Raw genomic sequence first — 14,318 nt, forward strand, 5'->3', positions numbered from 1 at the left:
GGGGGGGGGGGGGGGTGGTGGGGGGGGGGGGGGGCGGGGGGGGGGGGGGCGGCCCCGGGGGGGGGGGGGGGGGGGGGGGGGCGGGGCCCCCGCGGCGGGCCCCCCCCCCCCACCGCCGCGTACGGGCCCGTCGCGCCGGCCGGCAGGCCGTCCGTGCCGGAGGCGCGAAGCTACCCGCCCGTACATGCACGCAAGGCGTGTTCGGGTGTTTTTCGACCTTTCGCCCGGGCAGTCTCCCTACTGCCGCACGGGCCGGACGATCCACGCGCCGCGCCTCCGGGCGTGGGGACACCTGCCGCAGATCCGCTGCCGTACGGACGATCCTCGCCCGACACGTCCCGCACCGCCCCACAGTAAAGGCCGTATTCCGGGACACTTTGCCGTAGCTGTCGTGTGCCCGGGGAAAGGACGCGACGTCATGTCGGAAACCGCCTCGACCCGTGCTCTGCAAGGCCGGCACCACCGGCCGTCCGTCACCACCGCGCCCGGACTGCTGCCCTCGCTCGATCCGTTGCTGCGCGAATGGGTGCCACGGCAGCGATGGTTCGCGGGCAAGGGCCGGCCGGTCACCGGCTTCGACCTCGTCGCGGCCGCCGAGCTGCTGCCCGTCGACGGGGCCCTCGACGGCGCCGCCGCGCCCGGACTGCTGCATCTGCTCGTCCGCGCCCGGCAGCCCGGTCCGCCGGTCCGCACTCCCGAGGACGACGACTGCTACCAGCTGCTGCTCGGCGTGCACGGCACGCTGCCGCCGCGGCTCGCCCACGCGCTGATCGGCCGCCCGGACGGCGGACCGCTGGCCGGACGCACGGTCTACGACGCGCTGCTGGACCCGCGGCTGTGCGCGCTGCTGCTGGAACGGCTGCGGGTGCCCGGACAGCTGGGCGCGCTGCGCTTCACCGTCGAACCGGAGACGGCCATCGCCTCCGGCCTCACCGCCCGGCCGCTGACCACCGAACAGTCCAACACCTCCGTGGTCTTCGGCGACGCCTACATCCTCAAGGTCTTCCGGCGCGCCTCCCCGGGGCTCAACCCGGACCTGGAACTGCCGCTGGCGCTGGCCCGCGCGAAGTGCTCCCGGGTACCCCCGCCGGTCGCGTGGTTCGAATCGGACGCGGCGGGGCCGGTGACGGCGGCCGAAGGACCGCGCCACCACGCCGCAGAACCGATCACTCTCGGCGTGCTCACGCCGTTCCTGGACGGCGCGGCCGACGGCTGGCAGCTCGCGCTCAACGCCCTCTCGGTACGCGCCGACTTCACCGGCTCCGCGCGCGCCCTCGGCCACGCCACCGCCGAGGTGCACACCGCGCTGGCCGAGACGCTGCCCACCACCGAGCTGCGCCGCACCCACCTGGAGCTGATCGCCGCCGGCATGGCCGAGCGGCTGGACGCCGCGGCGCGCGCGGTCCCGGCGCTGCGCCCGTACCGCACCCGGCTGCGCACCGCCTTCCACGCGCTGACCACCCTCGGCCGGGACGGCCGCACCTTCGCCGCGCAGCGCATCCACGGCGACCTGCATCTCGGCCAGACGCTGCGCTCCGCGGGCGAGGGCCGCTGGTCGGTCATCGACTTCGAGGGCGAGCCCGCCCGGCCGTTGGCGGAAAGGCGCGATGTCCAGCCCGCGGTGCGGGACGTGGCCGCTATGCTCCGGTCCTTCGACTACGCGGCGCGCAGCGGCCCCGGCGGCGGCGACGCCTGGTCGCTGGAGTGGGCGCGGCGCGCACGCACCGCGTTCTGCCGCGGCTACGCCGAGGCCGGCGGCCTGGACCCGGACTCCGTTCCGGAGCTGATGCGCGCGTACGAGACCGACAAGGCCGTGTACGAGGTGCTGTACGAGGCACGGCACCGGCCGGACTGGCTGCCCATCCCGATGGCCGCCGTCCGCCGTCTCGCCGGCCCGGACCCGCGCCTGGGCACCGACCCGCAGCTGACGACCGACCCGCACGTGGGCGCGGGGCCCGACCCCTACGCCGCAGCGGACCCCGAGGAGGGCGACCCGCCGTTCCCGAGCTACGCGCCGCCCGAGGACCGCACCTGACCGCAGTGACCCCTATCCCCCGACCCCCGAAACGCCCCGCCAGGAGGCTCCTCCCGTGACCCCCCGTCCGCCGTCCCGCCCCTCGTCCGACCCCGCAGCAGCGGCGCCCGACGCCGACGTCCCGCCCACCTTCCTGCCGGCCGCCCGGTCGGAGGACGAGCAGGACGCCCCGCCGGCCCAGCGCACCGGGCCCGATCCCGAGGCGGAGGCGGCCGCCGCACGCGCCGCGGAGCCGGCGCGGAAGACCTCGCGCACCAAGCCGGCGCGCGGTGCCGCGAAGCCGGCCGACGCGCCGGCCACCGAAGTGAAGCCGGCCGGGGCATCAGGGGCCGAGGCCCCGGAAGCGGGGGGAGCGGCCGCCCCGGCCGCCCGGAAGACCGCCGCGAAGAAGCCGGCGGCCAGGAAGGCCACCGCCAAGAAGACCACCGCCAAGAAGGCGGCCACGAAGACGGCCGCCAGGACGAGCGCGGCCAAGCCGGCTGCCACGAAGACGACAGCGGCGAAGGCGGCAGCGGCCAGGACGCCGGTGGCCAAGAAGCCCGCGGCGAAGAAGACCGCCGAACCGCAGACCGCCGCGCCCAGCACCGCCGCCCCCGAGCCCGCCGCGCACACCGACGCACCCGCCCCGAGCGCCGGCACCGCCGGCAAGGGCGGCGTCCGTGCCGCGTCCCCCCTCGGTGACACCGACCGCGGCCGGCTGCTCTCCGGTACGCACCACGACCCGCACGCGCTGCTCGGCGCGCACCCCGTGCGCGACGGGGTGCTCTTCCGCGCGCTGCGCCCGTACGCCACCTCGGTGGCCGTACTGGCCAAGGGCCTGCGGGCCGAGCTGCGCGACGAGGGCGACGGCCTGTTCGCCGGGGTGCTGCCGCTGTCGGAGATCCCCGACTACCAGCTCGTGATCGCCTACGGCGAGGGCCCGGACGCGCACGAGGTGACCACTCACGACCCGTACCGCTTCCTGCCCGCGATCGGCGAGCTGGACCTGCACCTGATCGGCGAGGGCCGGCACGAGGAGCTGTGGCAGGCGCTCGGCGCGCGCGTCATGGAGCACGAGGGCGTGTCCGGCACCCGCTTCACGGTGTGGGCGCCGAACGCGCAGGGCGTCCGCGTCGCCGGGAACATGAACTACTGGGACGGCACGGTCTACCCGATGCGCTCCCTCGGCTCCACCGGCGTATGGGAGCTGTTCATCCCCGGCCTGGGCGAGGGCGAGCTGTACAAGTTCGACATCGCGCGCCCGGACGGCAGCCACACGCTGCGCATCGACCCGATGGCCCGGCGGACCGAGTGCCCGCCCGCCAACGCCTCGGTCATCGACGTCACGCGGCACGAGTGGGGCGACGCGGAGTGGATGGCGCGCCGCGCCGAACGCCCGGTGCACACCTCGCCGTTGTCGGTCTACGAGGTACACCTCCCCTCCTGGCGGCCCGGCCTGTCCTACCGCGAGCTGGCCGAGCAGCTGCCCGCGTACGTCAAGGACCTGGGCTTCACGCACGTGGAGCTGATGCCGGTCGCCGAGCACCCCTTCGGCGGCTCGTGGGGCTACCAGGTCACCGGCTTCTACGCGCCGACGGCCCGGCTCGGCTCCCCCGACGACTTCAAGTACCTGGTCGACGCGCTGCACCGGGCCGGCATCGGTGTGATCATGGACTGGGTGCCCGCGCACTTCCCGCGCGACGACTGGGCACTCGCGGAGTTCGACGGCCGCCCGCTGTACGAGCACGAGGACCCGGCCCGCGCCGCGCACCCCGACTGGGGCACCCTCGAATTCGACTACGGCCGCACGGAGGTCCGTAACTTCCTCGCCGCCAACGCCGTCTACTGGTGCTCGGAATTCCACATCGACGGGCTGCGGGTCGACGCCGTGGCGTCCATGCTCTACCTGGACTACTCCCGCGAGCACGGCGAGTGGACGCCCAACCAGCACGGCGGCCGGGAGAACCTCGACGCGGTCGCCTTCCTCCAGGAGATGAACGCCACCGTCTACCGGCGCTGCCCCGGCGTGGTGACCATCGCCGAGGAGTCCACGGCCTGGGACGGCGTCACCCGCGCCACCCACCACGTCGGCCCCGGCGGCTTCGGCGGCCTCGGCTTCGGCCTGAAGTGGAACATGGGCTGGATGCACGACTCGCTGGAGTACATGGCCAAGGAGCCGGTGCACCGCAAGTACCACCACAACGAGATGACCTTCTCGATGGTGTACGCGTACTCGGAGAACTACGTCCTCCCCATCTCCCACGACGAGGTCGTGCACGGCAAGCGGTCCCTCGTCTCCAAGATGCCCGGCGACTGGTGGCAGCAGCGCGCCAACCACCGTGCGTACCTGGGCTTCATGTGGTCCCACCCGGGCAAGCAACTGCTCTTCATGGGCCAGGAGTTCGCCCAGGGCGCCGAGTGGTCGGAGGGGCACGGCCCGGACTGGTGGCTGCTGGACCCGGCGTACTCCGCCGAGCCCGACCACCGCGGCGTCCGCGACCTGGTCCGGGAGCTGAACCGGCTGTACGGCGCGACGCCCGCCCTGTGGGAGCGGGACACCGATCCGGGCGGCTTCTCCTGGATCGACGGCGGCGCGTGGGAGGACAACGTCTTCGCGTTCGTGCGGTACGACGCCGAGGGCGATCCGCTGGTCGCGGTCTGCAACTTCTCGCCGGTGGTCCGGCACGAGTACCGCCTCGGCATGCCGGAGAACGTGCCGGCCTGGCGCGAGGTGCTCAACACCGACGAGGAGCGGTTCGGCGGCAGCGGCGTGGCCAACACGGGGCAGCTGAAGGCCGAGCCGGTGCCGTACCACGGCCGGGCGGTCTCCATCGCGGCGGTGCTCCCGCCGCTCGCCACGATCTGGCTGCGCCCCGCGGGCTGAGCGGCCGATCCCACCTGAGCGCCGTCCCGGAGCACGCTCCGACGGCCGTACGGACGTGCTTGCGGGCCGGTGTCGCACCCCCTGCCCGTACGCACAAGAAAGGGGCCCGCCGGCGTCTGCCGCCGGCGGGCCCCGTTCCCCCGTGATCCCCCGTGCCCCCGTTCACCGGCGGTTTCCCGCCGGCCCTGGAGACTTTGCCGTCTCACAGCGTCCGGGGACAGTCCCGCCACGGGTTCGTTTCCGGCCCGCGACACCCTGATACGCAATCGAGAAATTCCGCACAAGATCGCGAACCTCGCGGCCGCCCCGGCCGCCGCGAGGGGACGCCCGTCAGGCCACGTTGACCGCGGTCCAGGCGGCGGCGACGGTCTTGTACTCGGTGCTCGTCGCGCCGTACAGATCGGCGGCGGCCTTCAGCGTCGCGGCGCGGGCGCCCTTGTAGTCGGTCGTCGAGGTCATGTAGACGGTCAGTGCGCGGTACCAGACGGCCGCGGCCTTCTGGTTGCCGATGCCGGTGACCGTGGAGTTGTTGTACGTCGGGCTGTTGTAGCTGACGCCGTTGATGGTCTTGGCGCCGCTGCCCTCGCTCGCGAGGTAGAACCAGTGGTTGCCGACGCCCGAGGACAGGTGCACGTCCAGCTGTCCGACCTTGCGGGACCAGTAGTCGGCGGAGCGGCCGTCCAGGGAGGGCTTGTCCATGCGGCGCAGCCACGGCGGGGTGGACTGGTCACTGAAGAGGTAGTCGGGGGTGTCGATCGCGTTGTCGGCGTACCACTCGACCATGGTGCCGAAGATGTCGGAGGTCGCCTCGTTCAGGCCGCCGGACTCGCCGTTGTAACGGAGGTTGGCCGTGGCGCTGGTGACGCCGTGGGTCATCTCGTGGCCCATGGTGTCCAGGTCGACCTGCTCGGGGTCGACGGTGCCGTCGCCGTCGCCGGTCATCATGCAGAAGCAGTTGTCGGACCACTGGGCGTTGTCCCAGTCCGTGCCGACGTGGACGAAGACGGTGGCGCCCTTGCCGTCGTTCCTGATGCCGTTCCGGCCGAAGGTGTCCCGGTAGTAGTCCCAGGTCTTGGCGGTGTTGGCGTGCGCGTCGACGGCGGCGGTGGCGCGGTCGGTGGAGAACTTCTGTCCGTCGCCCCAGATGTTGTCGGCGTCGGTGAAGAGCGTGCCGGAGCCGGGGTTCAGGCCGGAGGACGAGACGTTGTGCGCGTCCTTGGTGATCGTGCCGCGGGTGGGGTCGATCAGCGCGTACGTGCCGTCGGCCTGCTTGGTCGTGTCGATCGTGACGTCGCCGGTGTACTCGGAGTGGCCGGTGCCGGCTTCCTGGCGCTCGGCGTCGTACGTCTCGATCCGCTGCCCGGAGTCCGCGTCGGTGACGACGATCTTCCCGGCGGGCTCGCCGTGCGCGCCGGTGCCGGCGACGGTGGTCCGCCAGGCGAGGCGCGGGGTGCCGTCGGCGGCCCAGACGATCAGTTCGGCGTCGGGCTCGGCGCCGCGGACGCCGGTGACGCCCTTGAGTGCCTTCGCCTCGGTCGACTTCGCCGGGACGCCCGGCCGCACGGAGTCGACGGCGACCTTGCGGGCCTTGGCGTGCGAGGCGGAGACGAGCTTGCCGGCGCGGGTCTGGTGGACGACGAAGTCACCGCCCACGACGGGCAGTTGGCGGTACGTACGGTCGAAACGGACGTGCTCGGTGCCGTCCCGGTCGACCACGACGTCCTTGGCGACCAGGGCCTGGTCCTTTCCGTACCCGAAAGTCGCGGCGTGGCGGGTGACGTTGGCCCTGGCCCGGGCTATCGCGGCGTCGCGTATCCGTGCGCTGGGAGCGCTGCTCTTCGCGGGACTCGCGGCGCTTTCCGTACTTGTGGGGCTCGCGGGGGCGGAGTACGCGGGGAGGGCGAGCGCGCCGGTGGCGACGACGGCGGCGACGGCCATGGCCGCGAGCGCTGCGGAGGATCTGGGCACGGAAGTTCTGGGCACGGCGGGGCACGTCCTTGAGGGTGAGGGAGACCGGCCGCCCGGCCCTCGAGGGGCCGGACACACGCGGCATTCTCACCCTCTTGGCATGCCCCTGACGTGATCGCATCCGGGGATAGGACGGGGCTATAGGGCGGTGGTGACGTGCGGCGGAGCCCCGCCGGCAAGGGTGCCGAGCGGGGCTCCGGGGTGCTGCGAGGGGAGGCGGTCAGACGGCGGCCTTGTCGCTCTCGTCGCTCTTGGCGAGCGGGTCCGGGGTCTCCGGGCCGGGCGTCGGGCCGTGGCCGTCGTCCACCAGGGTGGTCTCGTCGAACGGGATGCCGCCGGCCAGGACTTCCTGGACGCGGGGCTTGTCGATCTCCTTGGTCCAGGTGCCGATGAGGACCGTGGCGACCGCGTTGCCCGCGAAGTTGGTGAGGGCGCGGGCCTCGCTCATGAAGCGGTCGATGCCGACGATCAGGCCGACGCCGTCGACCAGGTCGGGGCGGTGCGACTGCAGGCCGCCGGCCAGGGTGGCCAGGCCCGCGCCGGTGACGCCGGCGGCGCCCTTGGACGCGATGATCATGAAGACCAGGAGGGAGATCTGCTGGCCGATCGAGAGCGGCGCGCCCATCGCCTCGGCGACGAACAGCGAGGACATCGTGAGGTAGATCGCGGTGCCGTCGAGGTTGAAGGAGTAGCCGGTCGGCACGGTGATGCCGACGACCGGCTTGCTGACGCCCAGGTGCTCCATCTTCGCGATCAGCCGCGGCAGCGCCGACTCCGAGGAGGAGGTGGAGAGGATCAGCAGGAACTCGCGGCCGAGGTACTTCAGCAGCGAGAAGATGTTCACGCCGGCGATCAGGCGCAGCAGCGTACCGAGCACGACGATCACGAAGAGCAGGCACGTGATGTAGAAGCCGACCATGATGACGGCCAGCGACTTCAGCGCGTCCAGGCCGGTCTCGCCGACCACCGCGGCGATGGCGCCGAAGGCACCGACCGGGGCGGCCCACATGATCATGGCCAGGACGCGGAAGACCAGCTTCTGCAGGTGGCCGATGCCGCGCAGCACGGGCTCGCCGGCCTTGCCCATCGCCTGCAGCGCGAAGCCCACCAGCAGCGCGACCAGCAGGGTCTGCAGCACCTCACCGGTGGTGAAGGCGGAGACCAGGGTCGTCGGGATGATGCCGAGCATGAACTCGGAGCTGGACTCGCCGCCGCCTTCGCTCTGCGCCTGGCCCGCGTGCCGGACCGTCTCGGTCAGGTGCAGCCCGGAGCCGGGCTCCAGGATGTTGCCGACGACCAGGCCGATGGCGAGCGCCACGGTCGACATGACCATGAAGTAGCCGAGCGCCAGGCCGCCGACCGCGCCGACCTTGGCGGCCTTCCGGACGGAACCGACGCCGAGGACGATCGTGCAGAAGATGACCGGCGAGATCATCATCTTGATGAGATTGACGAAGCCCTCGCCGAGCGGCTTGAGCTCCACGGCGACACCGGGGGCGATGAAGCCGACGGCGATGCCGAGCAGTACCGCGCCGATGACGGCGATGTAGAGGTAATGGGTCCGGTCACGCTTCTTCGGTGCGGGCGTGGCGGGCTCGCCGGGGGTCCCGCCACCCGGCAGGATCGTTGCAGCCACGACTGCCTCCTGTCCTCGATTGTCCGGTTCTGCGTGCGACCTGCGGCTCTTGAACGTGCGACCTGCGGCTCTTTAACGCAAAACTAAGTCCCGGCGACTATGCACCCCCCTCTTGATCACGTCACCCTTACGTGCATTTCGTTCATGTAAACGTCAGCGGGCAAACTTATGCACATGCGCCTCCCCCGCCCCCGCAGCCTGGCCGGGCAGCTCTTCGCCGTGCAGGCCGTGCTGATCGCGGTCGTCGTCGCGGGCTGCGCCCTCTTCGCCTACCTGTCCGCGAGCGAGCAGGCGGAGGAGACCGCGCGCCGCCAGGCGACCGCCGTCACCACGTCCGTGGCCGATGCCCCCTACGCCGCGCGGGCCGTCCGCACGAAGGACCCGACGAAGCTGCTGCAGCCCTGGACCGAGCGGATCCGCAAGGACGCGGGCATGGCCTTCGTCGTCGTGATGGACACCGACAAGACCCGGTATACCCATACGAAGCCGTCCGCCATCGGCAAGAAGTACCTCGGGCACATCGGCCCGGCGCTGCACGGCAAGGTCTTCCACGAGACGCACCGGGGCACCCTGGGGCCGTCCGTCCGCGTCGTGGCGCCGGTGCGGGACGGCGGCAAGGTCGTCGCGCTGGTCAGCTCCGGCATCACCGTCGAGACCATCAGCGGCGGGCTGCGCCGCCAGATGCTGTCGCTGATCGCCGTCGCGGCCGCCGCGCTGGCCCTGGGCGGCCTCGGCACGTACGTGGTCAACGCCCGGCTGCGCCGGCACACGCACGGCATGAACGCCGCCGAGCTCAGCCGGCTGCACGACTACCACCAGGCCGCGCTGCACGCCGTACGCGAGGGGCTGCTGCTGCTCGACGGGCGGCGCGCGGTCGCCCTGATCAACGACGGGGCGCGCGAACTGCTGGGCCTGGCCGGGGACGCGGTGGGCCGGCCGGTCGCGGACCTCGGGCTGCCCGCGCCGCTCACCGAGGCACTGCTCGACCCCGCGCCCCGCGTCGACGAGCTGCACCTGACCGCGGACCGGGTGGTCGTCGTGAACACCTCGCCGGTCGACGGCGGCGAGCAGCGCGGCACGCTGGTCACGCTGCGCGACCACACCGAGCTGCAGGCGCTGTCCGGCGAGCTGGACTCGGTACGCGGCTTCGCGGAGGCGCTGCGCTCCCAGGCGCACGAGGCCGCCAACCGGCTGCACACCGTCGTCTCGCTGATCGAGCTGGGCCGGGCGGAGGAAGCGGTGGAGTTCGCCACCGCGGAGCTGGAGCTGGCGCAGGCGCTCACCGACCGGGTGGTGGGCGCGGTCGGCGAGCCGGTACTGGCCGCGCTGCTGCTCGGCAAGGCCGCGCAGGCCAACGAGTACGGCGTGGAGCTCATCCTGACCGAGGACAGCGGGATCGACGACGGGCTGCTGCCCGGCTGGCTGCCGCCCCGCGACCTGGTGACCGTACTGGGCAACCTCATCGACAACGCGATCGACGCGGCCGCGGGCGGGCGCCCGGCGGGCGAGCAGGGCCGGGTCGTGGTCACCGCGCGCGCCACGGACGGCGAGCTGCTGCTGCGGGTCGCCGACTCCGGGCCCGGCGTGGACCCCGGCCACGCCGAGGAGATCTTCCGGCGCGGCTGGACGACCAAGGAAGCGGGCCCTACGGTGCACGGCCGGGGCCTCGGGCTGGCGATCGTGCGGCAGACCGTGCGGCGGCACGGCGGTACGGTCACGCTGGAGCGGGCCCCCGAGGGCGGCGCGGCATTCGCCGTCCGCCTGCCACTGCGGACGGAGCTGCCGGCATGACCCCACAGGACGAGAGCGGGCACGCGCCCAGACCCCCGGAGGGCCCCCTCCGGGTGCTGGTCGTCGAGGACGACCCCGTGGCCGCCGACGCGCACGCGCTCTACGTCGGCCGGGTCGAGGGCTTCACCGTCTCCGGTACGGTGCACACCGCGGCGGCGGCCCGCCGCCACCTCGACCAGCACCCGGTCGACCTGGTCCTGCTGGACCTCTTCCTGCCCGACGGGCACGGGCTGCAGCTGGTACGCACCCTGCGCGCGGCGGGCCACACGGCCGACATCTTCGCCGTCACCTCGGCCCGCGACCTGACGGTCGTCCGCGAAGGCGTCTCCCTCGGCATCGTCCAGTACGTCCTGAAGCCGTTCACCTTCTCCACGCTGCGCGACCGGCTCACCCGGTACGCCGTCTTCCGCTCGGCGGCGGGCGAGGCCAGCGGCCAGGACGAGGTGGACCGGGCCATCGCCGCGCTGCGCGCCCCGCGCCCCGCCACCCTGCCCAAAGGGCTGACCCCGGCGACGCTCCAGGCCGTGACCGACGCGCTGCGGGCCGCCCCCGAGGGGCTGTCGGCGGGGGCGGCGGCCGAGACGGTGGGCATCTCGCGCATCACGGCGCGGCGCTATCTGGAACACCTCGTGGACGCCGGACGGGCGGTCCGGGCCCCGCAGTACGGCCACGTCGGACGGCCCGAATTGCGGTACCGCTGGTCGGACCATTGACCTGACCAACCGGTCACCTTACGGTCACCGTGCAGCCCACCGTGGCCAGTTGGAGGTACTCCGTGCGTCCTGCCGTCCCGCTGATGCTTCTGACCGCCGTCCTCGCCGCCGGCACGCTGACCGCCTGCGGCGGCGGCTCCGGGAACGATCCGGACGTCGTGAAGGTCTCGTTCAAGCAGTCCACGGACAACAAGGTCCGGGTCATGGACACGTACCTGGCCGACATGAAGAAGCAGTTCGAGAAGGCGCACCCGGGCAAACAGGTGAAGCTGGTGCCGATCAAGGCGCCGGACTCCGAGTACTACACGAAGCTGCAGCAGATGCTGCGCTCCCCCAAGACGGCGCCCGACCTCGTCTACGAGGACACCTTCCTCATCAACTCCGACATCACCAGCGGCTATCTGAAGCCCCTCGATCCCTACCTCGACAAGTGGAAAGACTGGGATCAGTTCATCGACACCGCGAAGGCCGCGGCCAAGGGCCAGGACGGCAGGACGTACGGCGTGCCGGACGGTACCGACACCCGCGGCCTGTGGTTCAGCAAGGACATCTTCAAGAAGGCGGGCCTGCCGGCGGACTGGCAGCCGAAGAACTGGGACGACATCCTCGACACCGCCCGCACCCTCAAGAAGAAGGTCCCCGGCGTCATCCCGCTGAACGTCTACACCGGCAAGCCCGCCGGCGAGATGGCCACGATGCAGGGCTTCGAGATGCTGCTCTACGGCACGGGCGAGGACCCGCTGTACGACCCGGACCAGAAGAAGTGGATCGCCGGCGGCAAGGGCTTCAAGGACTCCCTGAAGTTCGTGGAGACCGTGTACAAGGAGAAGCTCGGCCCGGACGTCTCCGACGCGCTCGACCCGAACATCGGCACCCGCGCCCGCGGCGAGCTGCTGCCCGAGGGCAAGCTCGCCATCAACCTCGACGGCTCCTGGCTCCCCCAGGACTGGCTCGAGGGCTCGGGCGGCGGCCACGAATGGCCCGAGTGGTCCAAGGAGCTGGGCCTCGCGCACATGCCCACGCAGCACGGCAAGGCCCCCGGAAAGGTCAGCATGTCGGGCGGCTGGACATGGGCGATCCCCGCCAAGGCGGGCAACCCCGACCTGGCCTTCGAGTTCATCAAGACCATGCAGACCAAGAAGAACGCGCAGAAGTGGTACATCGCCAACTCCGGCATCGCGGTCCGCAAGGACGTCGCCGAGGACCCGGAGTACGTGAAGGCGCAGCCCGGCATCAAGTTCTTCACCGATCTGGTCGCGCACACCCACTACCGGCCGGCCTACCCCGCGTATCCGAAGGTCTCCACCGCGATCCAGGAGGCCATGGAGGGCGTCACGACGGGCGACACCTCCGTGGCGGAGGCGGCGAAGACCTATGACGAGGAGCTGAACTCGCTCACGAACGGCGAAGTGATCAAGAAGTGAGCACCGTCGGCACGCGCCCCGCGGCCGAGCAGCCCACCGCGGCCCCCGCCGCCGCCCGGCGCCCGCGCCGCAGCCTGGCGCGGGCCCTGCCGGTGACCCCCGGCGTCGTCCTCCTGCTGCTCTTCCTCGCGGGCCCGATCGGCTACTGCGTCTACCTGGCCTTCACCGACCTCCAGCTGACCGGCCAGGCGGAGTCGTCCTTCACCGGCCTGGCCAACTTCACCAAGGCGTTCGGCGACAAGGACTTCCTCAACGCCGTCTGGCTCACCCTGGTCTTCACCGTCCTCTCCTCCCTCATCGGCCAGAACACCCTGGGCCTGACGCTCGCGGCCCTGATGCAGCGCGCCTCCAGACCCGTGCGCACGCTCACCGGAGGCATCGTGGTGACGGCCTGGGTGCTCCCGGAGGTGGTGGCGGGCTTCCTGCTCTACGCCTTCTTCCGCCGCGAAGGCACCCTGAACGCGGTACTGGACTGGCTGCACCTGCCGGCCCAGAACTGGCTCTACACGCTCCCCATCCTGGCGGTGTCGTTCGCCAACGTCTGGCGCGGCACGGCCTTTTCGATGCTGGTGTACTCGGCGGCGCTCAACGAGATCCCCAAGGAGATCACCGAGGCCGCGGAGGTCGACGGCGCGAGCGGCCGGCGCCGCATGTGGCACATCACGCTCCCGATGATCCGTCGCTCCATCGGCACCAATCTGATGCTCAACACCCTCCAGACGCTCTCGGTCTTCGGGCTGATCTGGGTGATGACCCGCGGCGGCCCCGGCAACCGCAGCCAGACGCTCCCCCTGTACATGTACGAGCAGGCATTCCAGAACAGCATGATCGGCTACGCGACGGCGGTAGCCCTGCTTCTCCTCCTGGTCGGCTCCCTCTTCTCCCTCCTCTACATGCGCCTGCTGAGCACGGAGGTCTGAGTGCCCCTCTCCGCCCCCGTCCCCGTGAAGCGCACTCCGGCCCTCCGCCGCGCGACCCGCCGCCTCGCGGCGGACGCCGCCCTCCTGCTCGTCGCGGCGGCCTTCGTCCTCCCCCTGGCCTGGGTGCTTCTCTCTTCCCTGGACGCGCAGGCCGACCTGAAGGTGAAGATCCCCGACAAGCTCACCCTCACCAACTTCGACGCCGTCCTCGTCCCCGACGTCACCTTCACCCCGCTCCTCAACAGCCTGATCCTGTGCGGCGGAGCGACCCTCCTGACGATCGTCTGCGCGGCCCTGGCGGCCTACCCGCTCTCCCGCTACCGCTCCCGTACGGGCAGCGCCTTCCTGGCCACGATCCTCTTCGCCACCTGCCTGCCGATCACGGCGATCATGGTCCCGGTGTACGCCCTGTTCGTCCAGGTCGAGCTGATCGACACCATGCAGGGCACCATCCTCTTCTTCGCGGCCTCCCAACTCCCCTTCGCCGTATGGCTCATGAAGAACTTCATGGACGGCGTCCCGAAGGAGCTGGAGGAGGCGGCCTGGACCGACGGTGCCTCCTCCATGCAGTCCCTGCTCCGCGTCGTCCTGCCCCTCATGGGGCCGGGCATCGCGGTCGTGACCGTCTACTCCTTCGTCATGATGTGGGGCAACTTCTTCGTCCCCTTCATGCTCCTGCTCGACCCCGCGCAGATGCCCGCCTCGGTCAGCATCAACGACTTCTTCGGCAACCGCGGAACCGTCGTCTACGGCCAGCTCGCGGCCTTCTCCCTCATCTACTCGACCCCGGTACTCCTCCTGTACATCCTGATCTCCCGCCGCCTCGGCGCGGGCTTCGCACTGGGCGGCGCGGTGAAGGGCTGACAGCAGGCCAACTGGCCGACTTTGCACGGGGGTTCAGCCACGTTCAGCCACTTTCGCGCCTCCCGCCGCGGCGTCCACAACAGCGCCCGACACCACGCAAGACT

At 71.8% G+C, this 14,318-nt stretch carries 9 protein-coding genes; 7 read left to right on the plus strand and 2 right to left on the minus strand.

The annotated features are described in order from the left end of the window. The first annotated feature begins 418 nt into the window (after positions 1-418). Positions 419-2,035, plus strand: a complete 1,617-nt coding sequence (locus ACIGXO_RS09305; protein WP_399782624.1) for a maltokinase — start codon at positions 419-421, stop codon at positions 2,033-2,035. Between the two features lie 55 nt (positions 2,036-2,090). Continuing rightward, positions 2,091-4,898, plus strand: a complete 2,808-nt coding sequence (gene glgB, locus ACIGXO_RS09310; protein ID WP_399782627.1) for a 1,4-alpha-glucan branching enzyme — start codon at positions 2,091-2,093, stop codon at positions 4,896-4,898. A gap of 330 nt (positions 4,899-5,228) precedes the next feature. On the opposite strand, the gene ACIGXO_RS09315 is transcribed toward glgB, so the two are convergent. Both ACIGXO_RS09315 and ACIGXO_RS09320 read right to left on the minus strand, forming a co-directional pair. Continuing rightward, entirely contained in the window at positions 5,229-6,836 is a 1,608-nt protein-coding gene (locus tag ACIGXO_RS09315) for a M4 family metallopeptidase (protein WP_399783818.1), read from the minus strand. A gap of 250 nt (positions 6,837-7,086) precedes the next feature. After that, on the minus strand, positions 7,087-8,502 hold the full coding sequence (locus tag ACIGXO_RS09320) for a cation:dicarboxylate symporter family transporter (protein WP_399782631.1): 1,416 nt from the start codon (positions 8,500-8,502) through the stop codon (positions 7,087-7,089). Between the two features lie 174 nt (positions 8,503-8,676). On the opposite strand from ACIGXO_RS09320, the gene ACIGXO_RS09325 reads away from it, so the two are divergent. The 5 genes from ACIGXO_RS09325 (at position 8,677) to ACIGXO_RS09345 (ending at position 14,214) form a co-directional block, all read left to right on the plus strand. Continuing rightward, complete coding sequence (locus tag ACIGXO_RS09325) at positions 8,677-10,293, plus strand: ATP-binding protein (RefSeq protein WP_399782634.1); 1,617 nt, start codon at positions 8,677-8,679, stop codon at positions 10,291-10,293. After that, a complete protein-coding gene (locus ACIGXO_RS09330; RefSeq protein ID WP_399782637.1) occupies positions 10,290-11,006 on the plus strand; it encodes a response regulator in 717 nt (238 codons plus the stop codon). The genes ACIGXO_RS09325 and ACIGXO_RS09330 overlap by 4 nt, the downstream gene beginning before the upstream one ends. A gap of 83 nt (positions 11,007-11,089) precedes the next feature. Continuing rightward, complete coding sequence (locus ACIGXO_RS09335) at positions 11,090-12,430, plus strand: ABC transporter substrate-binding protein (protein ID WP_399782641.1); 1,341 nt, start codon at positions 11,090-11,092, stop codon at positions 12,428-12,430. Beyond that, positions 12,427-13,350 carry a carbohydrate ABC transporter permease gene (locus ACIGXO_RS09340; protein ID WP_399782644.1) on the plus strand — a complete coding sequence of 308 codons (924 nt, stop codon included), beginning with the start codon at positions 12,427-12,429 and terminating at the stop codon, positions 13,348-13,350. Before ACIGXO_RS09335 ends, ACIGXO_RS09340 begins: the two co-directional genes overlap by 4 nt. A gap of 24 nt (positions 13,351-13,374) precedes the next feature. Next, positions 13,375-14,214: a carbohydrate ABC transporter permease gene (locus ACIGXO_RS09345; protein WP_399783821.1), complete on the plus strand. Its 840-nt coding sequence runs from the start codon at positions 13,375-13,377 to the stop codon at positions 14,212-14,214. The last annotated feature ends 104 nt before the right edge of the window (positions 14,215-14,318 follow it).

The organism is Streptomyces sp. NPDC053542 (genome assembly GCF_044544685.1).
Lineage (GTDB): Bacteria > Actinomycetota > Actinomycetes > Streptomycetales > Streptomycetaceae > Streptomyces.

Bases quoted from the DNA above. Each gene is read 5' to 3' on its own strand.
- ACIGXO_RS09335 (WP_399782641.1), top strand. From the start codon at position 11,090: ATGCTTCTGACCGCCGTCCTCGCCGCCGGCACGCTGACCGCCTGCGGC.
- ACIGXO_RS09330 (WP_399782637.1), top strand. From the start codon at position 10,290: ATGACCCCACAGGACGAGAGCGGGCACGCGCCCAGACCCCCGGAGGGC.
- ACIGXO_RS09315 (WP_399783818.1), bottom strand. From the start codon at position 6,836: ATGGCCGTCGCCGCCGTCGTCGCCACCGGCGCGCTCGCCCTCCCCGCG.
- ACIGXO_RS09325 (WP_399782634.1), top strand. From the start codon at position 8,677: ATGCGCCTCCCCCGCCCCCGCAGCCTGGCCGGGCAGCTCTTCGCCGTG.
- ACIGXO_RS09305 (WP_399782624.1), top strand. From the start codon at position 419: ATGTCGGAAACCGCCTCGACCCGTGCTCTGCAAGGCCGGCACCACCGG.